Annotated in this window: 13 protein-coding genes; 9 read left to right on the top strand and 4 right to left on the bottom strand. The window is 65.2% G+C overall.

The window, feature by feature from the left end; genetic code table 11:
- Positions 1-71 precede the first annotated feature (71 nt).
- Positions 72-944, top strand: a complete 873-nt coding sequence (locus CEY08_RS09430; protein ID WP_042795254.1) for a LysR family transcriptional regulator — start codon at positions 72-74, stop codon at positions 942-944.
- On the opposite strand, the gene CEY08_RS09425 is transcribed toward CEY08_RS09430, so the two are convergent.
- Positions 928-2,130, bottom strand: a complete 1,203-nt coding sequence (locus tag CEY08_RS09425) for an amidohydrolase family protein (RefSeq protein ID WP_076817495.1) — start codon at positions 2,128-2,130, stop codon at positions 928-930. The genes CEY08_RS09430 and CEY08_RS09425 overlap by 17 nt on opposite strands.
- 638 nt (positions 2,131-2,768) lie before the next feature.
- Here CEY08_RS09425 and CEY08_RS09420 point away from each other — a divergent pair.
- Together CEY08_RS09420 and CEY08_RS30070 are read left to right on the top strand one after the other, a co-directional pair.
- On the top strand, positions 2,769-4,460 hold the full coding sequence (locus tag CEY08_RS09420) for a sodium:solute symporter family protein (protein ID WP_076817492.1): 1,692 nt from the start codon (positions 2,769-2,771) through the stop codon (positions 4,458-4,460).
- Positions 4,461-4,490: 30 nt separating this feature from the next.
- Positions 4,491-4,613 (top strand): putative transporter small subunit, encoded by a 123-nt coding sequence (locus CEY08_RS30070; RefSeq protein ID WP_088607637.1) that lies wholly within the window; start codon positions 4,491-4,493, stop codon positions 4,611-4,613.
- 34 nt (positions 4,614-4,647) lie between these two features.
- Here the strand turns inward: CEY08_RS30070 and CEY08_RS09410 are convergent, their stop codons facing one another.
- Positions 4,648-5,790, bottom strand: a complete 1,143-nt coding sequence (locus tag CEY08_RS09410) for a glycosyltransferase (RefSeq protein ID WP_088607636.1) — start codon at positions 5,788-5,790, stop codon at positions 4,648-4,650.
- Positions 5,791-5,804: 14 nt separating this feature from the next.
- The gene (locus tag CEY08_RS09405) at positions 5,805-5,999 is read right to left on the bottom strand and encodes a hypothetical protein (RefSeq protein ID WP_042795257.1); all 195 of its coding nucleotides are present in this window, start codon (positions 5,997-5,999) and stop codon (positions 5,805-5,807) included.
- 123 nt (positions 6,000-6,122) lie between these two features.
- On the opposite strand from CEY08_RS09405, the gene CEY08_RS09400 reads away from it, so the two are divergent.
- The 6 genes from CEY08_RS09400 to CEY08_RS09375 all read left to right on the top strand — a co-directional run bounded on the left by CEY08_RS09400 (position 6,123) and on the right by CEY08_RS09375 (position 14,422).
- Entirely contained in the window at positions 6,123-6,797 is a 675-nt protein-coding gene (locus CEY08_RS09400; RefSeq protein WP_063639523.1) for a heavy metal response regulator transcription factor, read from the top strand.
- The gene (locus CEY08_RS09395; RefSeq protein WP_076817490.1) at positions 6,794-8,176 is read left to right on the top strand and encodes a heavy metal sensor histidine kinase; all 1,383 of its coding nucleotides are present in this window, start codon (positions 6,794-6,796) and stop codon (positions 8,174-8,176) included. The genes CEY08_RS09400 and CEY08_RS09395 overlap by 4 nt, the downstream gene beginning before the upstream one ends.
- Before the next feature lie 77 nt (positions 8,177-8,253).
- A complete protein-coding gene (locus CEY08_RS09390; RefSeq protein ID WP_076817488.1) occupies positions 8,254-8,742 on the top strand; it encodes a cupredoxin domain-containing protein in 489 nt (162 codons plus the stop codon).
- A gap of 42 nt (positions 8,743-8,784) precedes the next feature.
- Positions 8,785-10,626 carry a copper resistance system multicopper oxidase gene (locus CEY08_RS09385; protein WP_076817486.1) on the top strand — a complete coding sequence of 614 codons (1,842 nt, stop codon included), beginning with the start codon at positions 8,785-8,787 and terminating at the stop codon, positions 10,624-10,626.
- A gap of 282 nt (positions 10,627-10,908) precedes the next feature.
- Positions 10,909-11,751: a copper resistance protein B gene (locus tag CEY08_RS09380; RefSeq protein WP_269471929.1), complete on the top strand. Its 843-nt coding sequence runs from the start codon at positions 10,909-10,911 to the stop codon at positions 11,749-11,751.
- A 190-nt stretch (positions 11,752-11,941) separates the two neighbouring features.
- Positions 11,942-14,422: a heavy metal translocating P-type ATPase gene (locus tag CEY08_RS09375; RefSeq protein ID WP_088607635.1), complete on the top strand. Its 2,481-nt coding sequence runs from the start codon at positions 11,942-11,944 to the stop codon at positions 14,420-14,422.
- Positions 14,423-14,472: 50 nt separating this feature from the next.
- Here CEY08_RS09375 and CEY08_RS09370 read toward each other — a convergent pair whose 3' ends face one another.
- Positions 14,473-16,011 carry an argininosuccinate lyase gene (locus CEY08_RS09370; protein ID WP_063639519.1) on the bottom strand — a complete coding sequence of 513 codons (1,539 nt, stop codon included), beginning with the start codon at positions 16,009-16,011 and terminating at the stop codon, positions 14,473-14,475.
- Between the last annotated feature and the right edge of the window lie 30 nt (positions 16,012-16,041).

Genomic DNA, 16,041 nt, shown 5'->3' with positions numbered 1-16,041 from the left:
AACACTTAGTATGGCGACCGGCCCAAGTATTATGAAATTAATTGGCTCGATAGATTCAAGTGGAAGTCCAAATGCTAGATCCAGTCCTGCTGCGCAGCTTCCTCACCGTCGTGGACACGGGCAACTTCACCCGCGCGAGCGAACACCTGCACCTCACGCAATCCACCGTCAGCCAGCACGTCATCCGGCTCGAAGAGAACCTGGGTTGCCGCCTGCTGGACCGCACGCAGCGCCACGTCCTGCCCACCGAGGAAGGCGAGCGCCTGCTGGGCTACGCCCGCAGCATCCTGCGCCTGGCCGAGGAGGCACGCGAAAGCGTGGCCGCCGCGCAAGCCAGCGCGGTGCTGCGACTGGGCGCACCCGAAGACTTCATGGGCGCCACGCTCATGCCCACGCTGGCAGCAGTGCAATCGGCCTATCCACGCCTGCGCGTGGAGGTCGAAGGCGGCCTGAGCCATCAACTGCTGCGGCGCTACCGCGATGGCGAACTCGACCTGCTGCTCGTCAAGCAATGGGAAGTCGATGCCGATTGCGACGCGCATTGGCCCGAGCCATTGTGCTGGATCACCGCCCGCGACGCCCCGCCGCCCGCGCCCGATACCGCCGTGCCGCTGGTGGCCTTTCCCGCCGGCGCGTTGTACCGCCATGAAATGACAGCCATGCTGGAAACCAGCGGCAAGCCCTGGCACGTGCGCTTCTCCAGCCCCAGCCTGCCCAGCCTCAGCGCGGCGGTTGCCGCGGGACTAGGAATCAGCTTGCTGCCCGCCGCCTGCGCAACCGCAGAACACCGGCGGCTCACGCCCGAAGAAGGATTCCCGGCGCCTCGTGGCCTGTATCTGTCGCTCTATGCGCGATCCCGGCTCAGCGACGCCGGCCTCGCGCTGCGGCGCGCGTTGACAGACTACTGCGAAGAACGCGCGGCAATGGTTACGCCGCCGGCCTGACGTTGCCGAAAACCTTCACGGCTTCGCCCACGGGTTCGCCCCCGCGGAACAAAAACCGCTGCGCCGGCGCGGCGGCGACTGCCGCGGCGCCATTGGGCGCGGGCACCGCCACGAAGGTCGCTTCATTGCCCGTCCGCAGGCCGTAGCCCTCCAGGCCCAATACCGCCGCGCCCGCGTGGGATGCCAAGTCCAGGGCAGTCAGCAGATCGGCGTCCGTGTAGAAGCCCGAACGGTAGCCAATCAGCATCGCTCGCTGCAACATATCGCCGTTGCCGTAGGGCCACCAGCTGTCCTGGATGTTGTCGTTGCCCGTGAACACCCGCACGCCGGCGGCCAGCAACGCCAATACGGGCGGAAAGGCCCGGTCGCCGGGGGCATTCGTCATGATCGCCACGCCGGCATCGGCCAGCTTGCGCGCCACGTCGTCCACGCTTTGCGGCCCGACGTCGCCCAGCGCATAGGCATGGCTGACCGCAACCCTGCCCACCAGACCCAGCGCGCGCGTGCGCTCGGCAATGCGGGCAAGCTGCTCGACGCCTTGTTCGCCTGGCTCATGCAGATGGATGTCGATCTTCGCGCCCAACCGGTCCGCGATGCCAAACACGCAATCCAGCTGCCCGTCGGCATCGCCGTCCAAGGTGGAGGGATCGATGCCGCCCACCACTTCAGCGCCTTCGCGCACGGCGGCTTCCAGCCATGCTGGCGTGCCCGGACAGGACATCACGCCTGCCTGCGGAAACGCCACCAGTTCGATATCGACGGTGCCGCGCCATTTCTCTCGCGCCGCCATGACGGCGTGCAGGTTAGCAAGGCCGGTCGTGGCATCCACGTCCACGTGGCATCGCATCGCCACCGTGCCGAACGCCGCAGCCTGCGCGATGAGCGCATCGGCGCGCCCTTCTATGGGCGGCGCGGCAGCGAGCTCTTCCTTCTCGATAGCCAGCCGCTCGCGCAGGCTCGCTGCGGGCCGATGAGGCCGCCAGCGGTCGCCGACGAAGCTCTTGTCCAGATGGATATGGCCATCGACAAAGCCCGGCAGCACAAGGTGCCCACGCAGGTCGGTCACGCGGGCCCCGTCTACAGCAGGCGCCTCGGCGCCCAGTGCAAGGATGCGGCCATCGCGCACGTGCAGGAATAGGGGATTGCCGTCCGCGCCGACGGCATTGATGTATAGGCGGTCTGTCATGTTCTGTCTCGGTCTTGCTTGTTTCCTGTTGCCATGCAAGTCGCATGGCCAGTGCAGGCCTTCTACCTTATCGGACGGCGCGCGCGACGGCCAATTAAGTGTTGCGATACCCGCCAATGCGAATCGCGATACCCGGCTTTTCCGGGCGCAACGCAGGTACGCCTGGCGGCCGCGTGCTGGACTCGAGCGGGGTATGTCCCTATACTTGGCGCCTGTTGTAGTTCACCACGCATGCCTGCCAGACGATGCACGTCGCCTGCAGGCATCCGTCACAAGGCCGCGCACAGCGGCCCGGCGTGTAACGCCGAAACACCCAAACCCGGCCATGAAGGCCGCGGAACAAATCCCTGCCCACCAGGCAGGACCATCGCTCGCCGCATCGGGCAACGTCTAAAGCACAAAGCGTTCTGCGTTATGCGGCAGCAAGACACCTACACGGTGTGCCTTGCCGCTGTCCGGCCGAGGGCGTCGCTTGCCGCGCCCGCGCCGGGCAGGCTTGCGATCGCGCCTACGGCCGATCGCCTGGTGTTTCGGCTGCGTCATCGGGGTTTGCCGCCCTGCGCATCCTGCGGAAACGGCCTTCATGCAGCCATGACCGTCCGTCATGAACACGCTGTCAAGGAGAAAGGACGAAGACGATGCAAGAGACAGAATTCTTTCAGCTATCCGGCACCACCGCCACCCTGCTGCTCGTGGGCTTTTATGGCGCAACGTTCCTCATGTCGCTGTTCATCGGCCGCAAGAACGAAAACGTGGACGGCTACATGGTGTCGAACAACGCGGTCGGCTTTGGGCTGTCAACCGCCAGCATGATCGCCACCTGGATCTGGGCCGCGTCGTTCTACGCCAGCGCCACGTCGGGCTACAAGTACGGGCTTTCCGGTCCGCTGCATTATGGCTTCTGGGGCGCGCTGATGATTCTCTTCATCTATCCCTTCGGCAAGCGCTTTCGCAAACTGGCGCCCAAGGCGCACACCTTGGCCGAGGTCATCCATGCGCGCCACGGCACCTCCAGCCAGATGATCATGGCGGTATCCAATATCGTGGGCAGCTGCATCAGCCTCATGGTGAACTTCACCGCCGCTGGCGCACTGGTATCCATCCTGAGCCCGCTGACTTTCATCCAGGGCGTGCTGATCGCCGGCCTGGGGGTCCTGTCGTACACACTGTGGTCGGGATTCCGCACATCGGTCATGACTGACTTCGCGCAGCTGGCCGCCATGATCATCGCAGCGGTCATCATCATTCCGCTCATCTTCTTCAATGCGGGCGGCCCCGACTTGCTGTCGGCCAATATGTGGCGCCTCAGCCCCGAACAGGCGGACTTCTATTCGACCCGGGCCATCCTCGAACAGGGCGCCCCCTACTTCGTGGCCGTGCTGGCCTATGCCATCGGCAACCAGACCATCGCCCAGCGCCTGTTCGCGGTGCGCGAAGACCTCATCAAACCGACCTTTCTGACCGCCACTGCCGGTTACGGCGCCGTCGTCATCGGACTGGGCATGTTGGGACTGCTGGCGCTCTTCGTCGGCCTGGAACCCTCCAATGGCGACATGAACAACATCATCCCGCAGATGGCGTCTACCTATCTGCCGCCGTTTGGCATCGCGCTGTTCTTCCTGCTGGTGGTGGGTTCGCTGTCCTCGACCGCGGACTCCGATCTGGCCGCGCTCTCGGCCATCGTCATGACCGACGTGTACGCCAAGAATCTGGCGGGCGGCCGTCCGGACCCGCGGCGCATGCTGTGGTGGGGCCGCGCCACCATGATCGTGGCAACGATGATCGGCGTCATCTTCGCCAGCCTGCGCCTGGACATACTGGTCATGCTGGTATTCGTCGGCGCGCTGTGGGGCGCCATCGTGTTTCCCGTCATTGCCAGCTTCTACTGGGACCGCGTCGACAATCGCGCCTTCGTCAGCGCGGTGCTCAGCGCCGTGCTGTTGTTCACCATCGTTCGCTTCGAACTGATTCCCATCACTGGCGCCGTCGCCGTCTTCTTCGAGATCTGTTCGGCCATCGGCGGTGGCGTCGTACTGGGACTCATGACATTCGGCTTCTTCGGCCGCACGGCAGCGCTCGCGGTAGGTGCGGCTGGCATCCTCGTCATGCTGCCCGCGTTCATCGGCACCTTGCGCGAGTACATCGTCCTGATGGGGTCTCTGACCGCTTATGGCGTCAGCGCAACGGTGTGCGCAGGCCTCAGCCTGCTCAACCGGCAGCGGTTCGACTTCGCTCTTCTGGCGGACCGCGTCACGTCCTTCCAGGAAGCGCAGGAAGCCATGTCTGCAACCGCGGGACAGCGTCCCGTCGTCCAGCCCGCCCAGGGCTGAGCCCTGAAAACCAGCAACAAGGAGATTGATATGTGGTTGACATTCTACTTTCTGGTCTGGCCCGCCATTTCCGCCCTCATCCTGGTGCTGCTGTGCGTCACGTTGTGGCAGGACATCCGCGCGGCAAAACGCAGTGGCAAGTCGATGATTTGACCGGCTGCGCCGTCGCCCGGCGGCCGCACGCGGCTTACGCCAGCCGCAAAGGACGCTGCGCTTGCGCCAGCGCTTCCACATAGACCGCATGCGTGTCCGCCACGAAGCGAGTTAGCGCGAAATCGCGCACGGCTTTCTCCCGGGCGGCCCGCCCCATGGGCCCCAGCAGGCGCGGCTGGGCCAGAATGTCACGCAACACGGCGGCCACGGTCTCCGGCGCCCGCGCCGGCACCACCCAACCGTCCAATCCCGCGTGCACATTCTCGGCCAAGCCGCCAGCCTTGCTGACGATGACGGGCACGCCCATGGCCATCATCTCGCGGCACGCGAACGAGATGGTCTCCATCTCCGACGACAGCACAAAGCCCACGTCCAGCGCCGCCACGAAGGGGCGGACATCCTCCAGCAAACCGGGGAAGACCACCTGGTCTTCCATGCCCAGCTCTCGCACCCGCCGGCGCTCGTGCTCGCCGGGCGGCTCGCCCGCGACCATGACGACGACGCGTTCGCGCAGCGGCGCGGGCAGCAAGGACACCGCTTCGACCATGTCGGGCCAGCGCTTGTAGTCCGCAGTGCCGGCGTTGCTTCCGACCACCAGGCGGTCCGCGAGCGCCGCAGGCAGCCAACGGCGCCGGGCCTGCGCCGCGGCAACCGGCGTGGGTGGAGCGAATCGCACGATGTCCACTCCATTGCGCACGGTGCGCAACCCGCAGCGTCCGAATGCACTGCGCATCAGCTTGCGGCGTGTGTGCTCGCAGACGCAGATGACGCGGTCCGTCGCCAGCCGGGCGCGCATCATCGCCCCGAAACTGCTGGCAGGCCTGTCGTTATGCTGCGTATACACCACTGCGGGGCTGTCCGCCCCCAGGCCCAAGGTGGCGAACATGCATACGCGATGGTCGGCCGCCCCGTTCACATGAACAACGTCGAAGCGTTCTTGCACCAGCAGCCGGCGCAGACGGCTGGCAGCGGGCAAGGCCGCCAGCATCCCCCCCCGGAAATCCAGCGCCTGGGTCCGCACGCCAGGCATTGCGCGCGCAACCTTGAACAGCCGGCTTTCGGCCGGCGCCGCCACGACCACGTCGTGCGCGTCGCGCAACGCTTCCGCCAGCGACAACACATAGGTCGTGTGCCCGCCTCCGTCGCCGCGATGAAAGTTGGTGTACAGAATTTTCATGGCGGCGCGTCTGCTCAGGCCCCGAACGCGCCGGCCCGATAAGCTGGTTTCTGCCGGGCTTGTACACACGCGAACGTGCCCGGTGCATAATGCATCGCAACGCCGACTTCGTCGTTGGCGAGTTCGAAGGTCTGCCGCGCATGGGCCAGCACCGGAGACAAAAGCGCGGCCGTGGCAACGGCTGCAACCGGGGTTTCTCGAACGTACATGGATCGCTCCTTGTGTTTCAGCGCCGCCAAGCGGGAACTTGGCCGACACGCTGAACTCTACGCAGTCGGCAATTACAAAAGCCGGACCGACTCATTACATTTGTGCAAGGAAAGCGAGACCCCATGCGTATCCTCTTGATCGAAGATGAAAGAAAGCTCGCGGACTACGTTCGCAAAGGACTGACCGAACAGAACTACGTGGTCGACATCGCGCGCGATGGCATCGACGGACGGCACGCCGCTCTCGAGGGCGACTACGACGTAGTGGTTCTGGATGTGATGCTGCCCGGCGTCGACGGCTTTGGCGTGCTGTCAGAGCTGCGCAAGCACAAGGAAACGCCGGTGCTGATGCTGACCGCCCGCGACAAGGTGGAAGACCGGGTGCGCGGCCTGGAGGGCGGCGCGGACGACTACCTCGTCAAGCCGTTCGCCTTTTCAGAGCTGCTTGCCCGCATCCAGGCCCTGCTGCGACGCGGCCGCGGACAGGAATCCACACTGCTCAAGCTTTCCGACCTGGAAGTCGACCTGGCGCGGCGCAAGGCGCAACGAGGCGGCATGCGCCTGGACCTGACCGCCAAGGAATTCACGTTGCTGACGCTGATGTTGCGGCGCCATGGCCAGGTGCTGTCCAGGACTGTGCTTGCGGAACAAGTCTGGGACATGAATTTCGATAGCGATACCAACGTCATCGAAGTGGCCGTGCGGCGCCTGAGGGCGAAGATAGACGACCCGTTCGCCACGAAGCTGCTGCATACCGTGCGCGGCATGGGCTACGTGCTGGAACTACGCGAAAAATGAAGCCGCTCCGCATCCCGTCCATGGAGATCCGGCTTACGCTGCTGCTGGGCGTCATTGCGCTGGTGGTCTCCAGCATTGCCGGATACACCCTGTTCTGGGCCTTGAAGCGCGAGGTGCAACGCCAGGAAATCACAGAGGTCGCCGGCAAACTGGAGCTCATCAACCACCTGGTCGGCATGCAGGCCACGCTCGCGCAGATGCAGGATCTGCGCAGCGCCCTGGACAACATCATGGTCGGCCATGGCAACCTCAAGACGTGGATCACGCTTGCCGACGGCAACGTGTTCTATGGCGATGCGCCGCCCGTGGCCGTGCGCACGATAGCCGGGCCCGAGATCCGTTTGCACTCGCAGGACGGTTGGAACATGCGCGGATTACGCATGCCGCTGGAAGGCTCGGTGCTGCCCGGCGCAGAACTTACCGTGGCCGTGAACCTGGGCCCCGGCACAAGATTCCTGTACGCCTTCGCGACCGCGCTCATCCTGATCTGCGTCGTGTGGGTTGGCGCCACCCTGGTGCTGTCGGCGTGGGCGGTGCGGCGCTCCTTGTTCCCCATTCGCCGCCTGTCCCAGCAGGCTGCCCGCATCCAGCCGGACAATCTCGCAGTGCGCCTGCCGGAGCACGGCATCGACCGCGAACTGCGCGAATTCACCCACACCTTCAACGGCATGCTGGGCCGCGTGCAAACGGCATATCAGCAGATGGAGGGCTTCAATGCTGACGTGGCCCATGAACTACGCACCCCGCTGGCCACGCTGATCAGCGGCGCCGAGGTCATGCTGTCCTCTCCTCGCACCGAGCACGAACTACGCGAAGTGCTGGAGTCGAACCTGGAAGAACTCGAAGGCTTGAAAGCGCTGGTCAACGATATGCTGTTCCTGGCCCGCGCCGACGGCGGCGAGCCGGCCGGAGACTTGCAGGAAGTGGACGTGCGCCGGGAAGTCGCCCGCGTTGCCGAATACTACGAGGCAGCGCTGGACGAAGCCGGCGTATCCCTGACCGCGCACGGCGGCGCCAACCTGATGGCCAACCCGCGCCTGTTGCGGCGCGCCATCGCCAACCTGCTCAGCAATGCCATCCGGGCCACGCCCCGCGGACGCGGGATCGACATCTACTGCGTCGCCCGGCAGGACGAGGTCGAAATCAGGGTCAGGAACCCCGGCGCGCCGATCGCCGCCCAGGCGCTGCCGCGCATCTTCGACCGCTTCTACCGGGGCGACGACGCCCGCAGCCAGCGCACCGACGGTCACGGCCTGGGCCTGGCCATCGTACGGGCCATCGCCCGCATGCACGGCGGCAACGCCTTTGCCCGCTGCGGCGGACAGGGCACCGAGGTCGGATTCACCCTCTCGCGGTCGGCAAACATTACAGGAAAGTAATCCTCCCGACAGGTTGCGGTGTGGAGCGCGTCACTAAAGTGGCGCCTCTACCCCCAATTCGAGTCTAGAGGATACGCATGAAAAAACTGGTGATACTCGCGCAAGGCGCCGTCGCTGCGAGCGCCTTTTTGCTTTCCTTCGGCGCCATCGGCGCGCCCGGCCACGGTGCGAGCCACGGCGGCGGCCATGAAGCCGCCGCCATCGGCAAGCCCGGCAACCCCGCCAAGGTCTCGCGCACGGTTGTCGTCGACATGACCGACGCCATGCGCTTCACGCCGGACAAGATAGACGTCAAGGCCGGCGAGACCATCCGCTTCAAGGTCACCAATTCGGGCAAGATCCGCCACGAGATGGTGCTGGGCACCAAGTCGGACCTGGACAGCCACTACCAGATGATGCTCAACGATCCCGGCATGCGCCACGAAGAGCCGAATTCCGTGTCCCTGGAAGCAGGCAAGGCCGGCGACATCGTCTGGACGTTCGATAAGGCGGGAAGCGTCGCCTTCGCCTGCCTCGAACCTGGGCACTACCCGGCCGGCATGAAGGGCGCGGTTTCCGTCAAGTAATCCACTGCCGGGATGCCGGTCCGGCTACCGGGGAGATAGAGCATGAGTAGAGCAGTTTCGAATCCGCGCCGCCGGTTTGTGCAGGGCCTGGCCACGGGCGGCGCGCTGGCCGGCATGGGCCTGTGGAGTCCGGTCTCGTGGGCGCAATCCGGCTCGGGCAGGCCGTCCGAGCTAACGGGCACGGAGTTCAACCTCGAGATCGGCGAAACACCTGCCAACCTCACAGGCGCCCCTCGCATAGCGACCACGGTCAACGGCACGCTGCCCGCACCCATTCTGCGCTGGCGCGAGGGCGACCGCGTCACCCTGCGCGTCACCAACCGGCTGCGAGAGGACACATCGATCCATTGGCACGGCATTATTCTGCCGACGGAAATGGACGGAGTCCCTGGCCTGAGCTTTCCCGGCATCGCCCCCGGCGAAACCTTCACCTACCAGTTCGACGTGCGCCAGAGCGGAACCTACTGGTATCACAGCCATTCGGGCTTCCAGGAGCAGACCGGGCTTTACGGCGCCATCGTGATCGACCCGAAGCGCCCGGACCCGGTGCGCGCCGACCGCGACTACGTCGTCCTGCTATCCGACTGGACCGACGAAGATCCCATGAGCGTGTTCCGCAAGCTCAAGGTGATGCCCGACTATTACAACTATATCCAGCCCACCGTCGGCAGCCTGATCGACGATGCCGAGAAATCCGGTTGGAAGAACGCGCTGAACGAGCGGCTCATGTGGCAGAAGATGCGCATGAACCAGACCGATCTGGCCGACGTCTCCGGCGCGACCTACACCTTTCTTACCAATGGCAAGTCGCCCGCCGGCAACTGGACCGGCCTGTTCCGCCCGGGCGAACGTATCCGCCTGCGCTTCATCAACGGGTCGGCCATGACCTACTTCGACGTGCGCATCCCCGGCCTGAAGATGACGGTGGTGGCCGCCGACGGCCTGGCAGTGCGCCCCGTGGAGGTGGAAGAGTTCCGCATCGCCGTGGCCGAGACCTATGACGTCATCGTCGAACCGCAGGACGAGCGCGCCTATACGATCTTCTCGCAGGCCATGGACCGCTCCGGCTACGCCCGCGGCACGCTGGCGCCACGCGAAGGCATGCAGGCCGAGATCCCGGCGCTGGATCCCGTGCAGGTGCTGACCATGATGGACATGGGCATGGCGCATGACATGCCCGGCATGGACATGGGCGGCTCGCAGGCGGGGGGCATGGACCATGGCGCTCAAGGCGCGATGAACACGGGGACGCAAGGCGGCATGGACCATGGCTCCATGGGAGGCATGAACCACGCAGGCATGGCTGGCATGAATCATGCCGGCATGAACCATGGCGCCGGCGGCAACGAAGGCGGCATGGTCGAGATCAAGCATCCTTACCCCGCCGAATACAGCCCCGCCAATTCCATGGTTCCCGACATCGTCTCGACACGTCTGGACGATCCGGGCGTGGGGCTGCGCAACAACGGCCGCCGCGTGCTGACCTATGCCGACCTGCACTCCATGGTCGAGCCCGCGGACAACCGCCCGCCGACCCGCGAGATTGAATTGCACCTGACCGGCAACATGGACCGTTACATGTGGTCGTTCAACGGACTGAAGTTCACCGAGGCGAAACCTATCGTCCTCAAGTACGGCGAACGCGTGCGCTTCGTATTGGTCAACGACACCATGATGACGCACCCCATCCACCTGCATGGCCTGTGGAGCGACCTGGAGTCCGCCGAGGGCAACTTCCAGGTGCGCAAGCACACGATCAGCCTGAACCCGGCACAGCGCCTCACCTACCGCGTCAGCGCGGATGCGCGCGGCAACTGGGCCTATCACTGCCACTTGCTGTTCCACATGGAGGCCGGCATGTTCCGCGCGGTCGTCGTGGAATAGGAGGGAAATATGAGAACAACGACATCCAGAAAACACTGGCCCGGGCTCGTCGCGGGCGCCGCCCTCCTTTGCGCCGCGTCCGGACTGGCCCTGGCGCAGACGCCGGCCGGAAAGATGGACGGCATGGACCACGGGTCGATGCCGGGCATGGATCATGGCTCGATGCCGGGCATGGAACAGGGTTCGAAGCAGGGCTCCGCCGCAGCCCCGAAGAAAGACATGGACCACGGCTCGATGCAGGGCATGGACCACGGTTCGATGAAAGGCATGGACCACGGTTCCATGCAAGGCATGGACCACGGTTCCATGCAAGGCATGGATCATGGTTCGATGCCGGGCATGGATCATGGTTCGATGAAAGGCATGGACCACGGCTCCATGCCCGGCATGGACGAATCTTCGCGTAAAGGCCCGCCGGTGGGTTCCCTGCCATCCAGCGACGGCAGCACGGAGCAACGCTACGCCGCCTACCGCATCCATCCGCACATGATGGACAACGTCGTCACCAGCCATCTGTTGTTCGACAAGCTTGGAGTGGCCTATGACCGCAATGAGCAGACCAGCCTGCAATGGGACGGCCAATTCTGGATCGGCCGGGACCTGAACAAGCTGTGGATCAAGAGCGAAGGCGATCGCCTGAATGGCAGCACGGACGCCAAGATAGAAGCCTTCTGGAGCCACACCATCTCCCCGTTCTGGGATCTGCAATTGGGCGCGCGGCGCGATTTCGGCGCGGGCCCGAAGCGCAATTGGGCGGCATTCGGGGTGCAGGGGGTCGCGCCTTACGGCATCGAGACCGAGATCACCGGCTATGTCGGCGGATCCGGGAGGACGGCGCTGGCGCTGAAGGCGGAATATGACGTGCTCCTCACCCAGCGGCTGATCTTCACGCCCGAGATCGAAGCCAGCTTGCATGGCAAGAACGACGAAGCCCGGGGCGTGGGCTCCGGCCTATCGGACGCATCGCTGTCCCTGCGGTTGCGCTACGAAGTGACGCGCGAATTCGCACCGTATGTGGGCGTGTCGTTCGGACGCAAGTTCGGCAAGACGGCCAGCTACGCCAGCGAAGCTGGAGAAAGCCGTTCCGAACGCGCCATCCTGGCAGGCGTGCGTATCTGGTTCTGAGCCCGGCCGGCGCCGCCAGACGGCGGCGCCTTGACCCGTCCCTTTATTTAACGCGGTAGGCAGCGTTACCGCGGCCGCTCCCCTCCGTCCCCCGGACAGCCTTCGATACGCAAACGCTTGACCTTGACATCATTGGAATCTTTATAGTGCCAATCATCAGCAGCAGATTCCAAGTTTTCAAGGAGCGGATATGAGTGCCATCCCAGCAGACAGCGTCGCGGTCAGCCTGCCCATCGAAGGCATGACCTGCGCATCGTGCGTGGGCCGGGTCGAAAAGGCCTTGAAGGCCGTGCCGGGCGTCAACCAGGCCAGCGTCAACCTGGCGACCGAACGCGCCGACATCACGTTTGCAGGGGCGCCGGACGTCGCGGCCGCCGTGCAGGCGGTGCAGAAGGCGGGCTACGCAGTCGCCGAAAGCACGGTCGAACTGTCGGTCACCGGCATGACCTGCGCCTCCTGCGTGGGACGCGTCGAAAAAGCGCTGAAGGCCGTGCCAGGCGTCAGCAACGCCACCGTCAACCTCGCCACCGAACGCGCCAGCGTCACCGCGACGGGCGGCGTGCCCGCCAGCGCCTTGATCCAGGCGGTGGCCAAGGCAGGCTACGAAGCCAAGCCCCTGGCCGCCGAAGCCAGCGACACCGACGCCGTGGCCGAACGCCAGGCCGCCGAGCTGCAGTCGCTCAAGCGTTCCCTGACCATCGCCACGATTTTCGCGCTGCCCGTGTTCATCCTGGAAATGGGCGCGCACATCGTGCCGGCGTTCCACCACGTTATTGCAGAGACCATCGGCACGCAAAACAGCTGGTATCTGCAATTCGTGCTGGCCAGCATCGTACTGTTCGGCCCCGGCCTGCGCTTCTTTAAAAAAGGCATACCCGCGCTGCTGCGCGCCGCCCCCGATATGAACTCGTTGGTGGCGGTGGGTACCTCCGCCGCCTATGCCTATTCGGTGGTGGCCACCTTCGCGGCCGGACTGCTCCCTGCCGGCACGGTCAACGTCTATTACGAGGCCGCCGCCGTCATCGTGGCGCTGATTCTGCTTGGCCGCTACATGGAAGCCCGCGCCAAGGGCAACACCTCCGAAGCGATCAAGCGACTGCTGGGCTTGCAAGCCAAGACCGCTCGCGTCGTGCGCAATGGCTCCACGCTGGAGCTTGCCATCGAGGAAGTGGTGGCAGGCGATCTGATCGAAGTCCGCCCCGGCGAGCGCATCCCCGTGGACGGCGAAGTTGTGGAAGGCAACAGCTTTATCGATGAATCCATGATCAGCGGAGAGCCCGTTCCGGTCGAAAAGCAGCCGGGCTCCGAGGTCGTCGGCGGCACCGTGAACCAGAACGGCGCGCTGACGTTCCGCGCGACCAAGGTCGGCAATGACACGGTGCTGGCGCAGATCATCCGCATGGTTGAGCAGGCGCAGGGGTCCAAGCTGCCGATCCAGGCCCTGGTGGACCGCATCACCATGTGGTTCGTGCCTGCCGTCATGGCGGCCGCCGTGGCGACCTTCATCATCTGGCTGGCGTTCGGCCCCGAGCCCGCCCTGACCTTCGCCCTGGTCAACGCCGTCGCCGTGTTGATCATCGCCTGCCCCTGCGCCATGGGTCTGGCCACGCCGACCTCGATCATGGTGGGCACTGGACGCGCCGCGCAGATGGGTGTGCTGTTCCGCAAGGGCGAAGCGCTGCAATCCCTGAAGGACGCCCAGGTCGTGGCCGTGGACAAGACCGGCACGCTGACCAAGGGCCGTCCCGAGCTGACCGACCTGATCGTTGCACAGGGCTTCGAACGCGCTGAGGTGCTGGGCAAGGTCGCCACCGTCGAAGCCAAGTCCGAACACCCGATCGCGCAGGCCATCGTGGACGCGGCGCGCGCCGAGGCTATTGCGCTGGGCGCGATTTCGCAGTTCGAATCGATCACCGGCTTTGGCGTAAGCGCCCGGGTGGACGGCGAGCTGGTCGAAATCGGGGCCGACCGCTTCATGCGCGAGCTGGGCCTGAGCGTAGAACCCTTCGGCGCGGACGCCGCGCGCCTGGGCGACGAAGGCAAGACGCCGCTGTACGCCGCTATCAACGGCAAGCTGGCCGCGATGATTGCCGTGGCGGATCCCATCAAGGAAACCACGGCAGCCGCCATCCGCGCCCTGCATGACCTGGGCCTGAAGGTCGCCATGATCACGGGCGACAACCGCCGCACCGGCGAGGCCATCGCCCGCCAGCTCGGCATTGATGAAGTCGTGGCGGAAGTGCTGCCCGACGGCAAGGTCGAGGCCGTGCAGCGCCTGAAGCAGCAATACGGCCCCATCGCCTATGTAGGCGACGGCATCAACGATGCGCCGGCTCTGGCCGAAGCGGACGTGGGCCTGGCCATAGGCACTGGCACGGACATCGCCATCGAGGCGGCCGACGTCGTGCTCATGTCGGGCGACCTGGGCGGCGTGCCCAACGCTATCGCCCTGTCCAAGGCCACGATACGCAACATCAAGCAAAACCTGTTCTGGGCGTTCGCCTACAACGTAGCCTTGATCCCGGTCGCGGCGGGCCTGCTCTACCCGGTAAACGGCAGTCTGCTGTCGCCGGTATTCGCGGCAGGCGCGATGGCCCTGTCCAGCGTGTTCGTCCTGAGCAACGCGCTGCGGCTGCGCCGCTTTACTGCGCCCTTCCCGGCCCGGGGCTGATCACCCCAGGGGGAAGGGTGGCCTGCCCGGCAAGACCGGGCAGCGCCGCCTTACTGGCCCTTCTCCTTCGGCGCGCTGGCCACCAGCGCGCCGAATTTCTTGTCCAGCTCCGCCAGCGCATCGTTGATATGGGCGCGCCGCGCTTTGATCCAGGCATCCTGGTCAGCCAACTGGGCGCGCGCCTCCTTCAGCATGCGCTCCATTTCCGCCGGTTGCGGGCCGCCCGAGGTCGCGCGGTTCTTGACGATGGCCACCGGGTCCAGCGTCGAACGGAACTCCGCCTCGCTCATCGGCAACTCGTTGCCGTACTTCGAGTCCTTCATGGCGTCCGCGTAGATGCGCCGAGCCTGTTCATAGGGGAAGTCCAGCGGCTTGATGTTGTTGGTCTTGGCGTAGCTCACGACCTCTGACGCAAAGTGATGGCCGTCGCGGAACGGCAGCTTGTACTTGCGCATCAGCACATCGGCCAATTCCTGTGAAGCCGTCCAATCGCTGTTCAGCTCTTCCAGCGCGCGGTCGGGGCTGATGACCATGGCCTTGAGCACCCGGTCCCAACGTTTCAGCGCCGAAATCCCGGCATCGACCATGGCGGAGTTCTGTTTCACGTCCTTGGGATCGCTCATGCCCGGCGTGATGTTGTGCGTCTGCACCACCGGACCCATGGCCAGCGTCACCGCGGTCGAAGCGTCGCTGCGCGTGTCGTTGAGCAAGCCTGGGTTTCGCTTCTGCGGCATGGCGCTGGAAACATAGGTGTTGCCGCCGCCTTCCTCCAGCAGGATCCAGGGACGCGGCTGCGCGTACTGGGTCATCACGTCCTCGACAAAGTTGCCCGTGCGCAGCGCGATGCTGGTGACAATGGACGCGACTTCGACCGGCTGGTCCATCGACGAGATCTGCGACGCGTCATAAGCGTTGTCCACCAGCGCGGCAAAGCCCAGGTATTGCGCCATGCGCTTGCGATCCAGCGGCCAGCTGGTGCCATTCAGTACCGTCGTGCCCATCGGCGAACGGTCGATGCGCACATAGGCTTCGCGGATGCGCTGGGCATCGCGTGCCAGGCCCGCGGCCTGCCCCAGCAGATAATGCCCGTAGCTGTTGGGTTGCGCCGCCACCCCATTGGTGTAGTTCGGCACAACGGTCGCCGCGTGCTTGCCTGCAAGTTCCACCAGCGTCCGGGATGTGGCGTTCAACTGATCGGCCAGGTCCAGCAGCTTGTCGCGCAGGATAGCGCTGCGGTAGGTCGCATGCATGTCCTGGCTGGAGCGCCCCGCGTGCAGCAGAGTCACGTCTTCGCCTGCCGCCTTGATCAGCAGCGGCTCGAAGGTAATGACGCTGGACGGGCGCTTGGCGCCGGGCTGGTTGCCGTCGCTGATCACCTTGGCCACGCCGGCTGCCAGGCGCGGCGCCATGGACTTGTCCAGCAATCCTTCGTCCGTGTTGATGACGGCGGTCGCCTTGTTGATTTCTCCCAGCCAGAAGAACGGGTCGCGCGGCGGGGAGGCCGCAGGCTGGGCGGGCTGGGCCGACGCCGCCTGCGCGCCCAACGTGAAGACTAGCGCGGCGCCCAGGGCGGGGAGTAGTTGTCTCATGGCGTTCTCGTTTGAATGGCGAGCGGCCAG

The organism is Achromobacter insolitus (genome assembly GCF_002209555.1).
GTDB classification, from domain to species: Bacteria; Pseudomonadota; Gammaproteobacteria; order Burkholderiales; family Burkholderiaceae_B; genus Achromobacter; species Achromobacter insolitus.
This window is presented reverse-complemented; position numbering and strand designations above follow the sequence as displayed.

Bases quoted from the DNA above. Each gene is read 5' to 3' on its own strand.
- CEY08_RS09430 (WP_042795254.1), top strand. From the start codon at position 72: ATGCTAGATCCAGTCCTGCTGCGCAGCTTCCTCACCGTCGTGGACACG.
- CEY08_RS09425 (WP_076817495.1), bottom strand. From the start codon at position 2,130: ATGACAGACCGCCTATACATCAATGCCGTCGGCGCGGACGGCAATCCC.
- CEY08_RS09420 (WP_076817492.1), top strand. From the start codon at position 2,769: ATGCAAGAGACAGAATTCTTTCAGCTATCCGGCACCACCGCCACCCTG.
- CEY08_RS30070 (WP_088607637.1), top strand. From the start codon at position 4,491: ATGTGGTTGACATTCTACTTTCTGGTCTGGCCCGCCATTTCCGCCCTC.
- CEY08_RS09410 (WP_088607636.1), bottom strand. From the start codon at position 5,790: ATGAAAATTCTGTACACCAACTTTCATCGCGGCGACGGAGGCGGGCAC.
- CEY08_RS09405 (WP_042795257.1), bottom strand. From the start codon at position 5,999: ATGTACGTTCGAGAAACCCCGGTTGCAGCCGTTGCCACGGCCGCGCTT.
- CEY08_RS09400 (WP_063639523.1), top strand. From the start codon at position 6,123: ATGCGTATCCTCTTGATCGAAGATGAAAGAAAGCTCGCGGACTACGTT.
- CEY08_RS09395 (WP_076817490.1), top strand. From the start codon at position 6,794: ATGAAGCCGCTCCGCATCCCGTCCATGGAGATCCGGCTTACGCTGCTG.
- CEY08_RS09390 (WP_076817488.1), top strand. From the start codon at position 8,254: ATGAAAAAACTGGTGATACTCGCGCAAGGCGCCGTCGCTGCGAGCGCC.
- CEY08_RS09385 (WP_076817486.1), top strand. From the start codon at position 8,785: ATGAGTAGAGCAGTTTCGAATCCGCGCCGCCGGTTTGTGCAGGGCCTG.
- CEY08_RS09380 (WP_269471929.1), top strand. From the start codon at position 10,909: ATGCAAGGCATGGACCACGGTTCCATGCAAGGCATGGATCATGGTTCG.
- CEY08_RS09375 (WP_088607635.1), top strand. From the start codon at position 11,942: ATGAGTGCCATCCCAGCAGACAGCGTCGCGGTCAGCCTGCCCATCGAA.
- CEY08_RS09370 (WP_063639519.1), bottom strand. From the start codon at position 16,011: ATGAGACAACTACTCCCCGCCCTGGGCGCCGCGCTAGTCTTCACGTTG.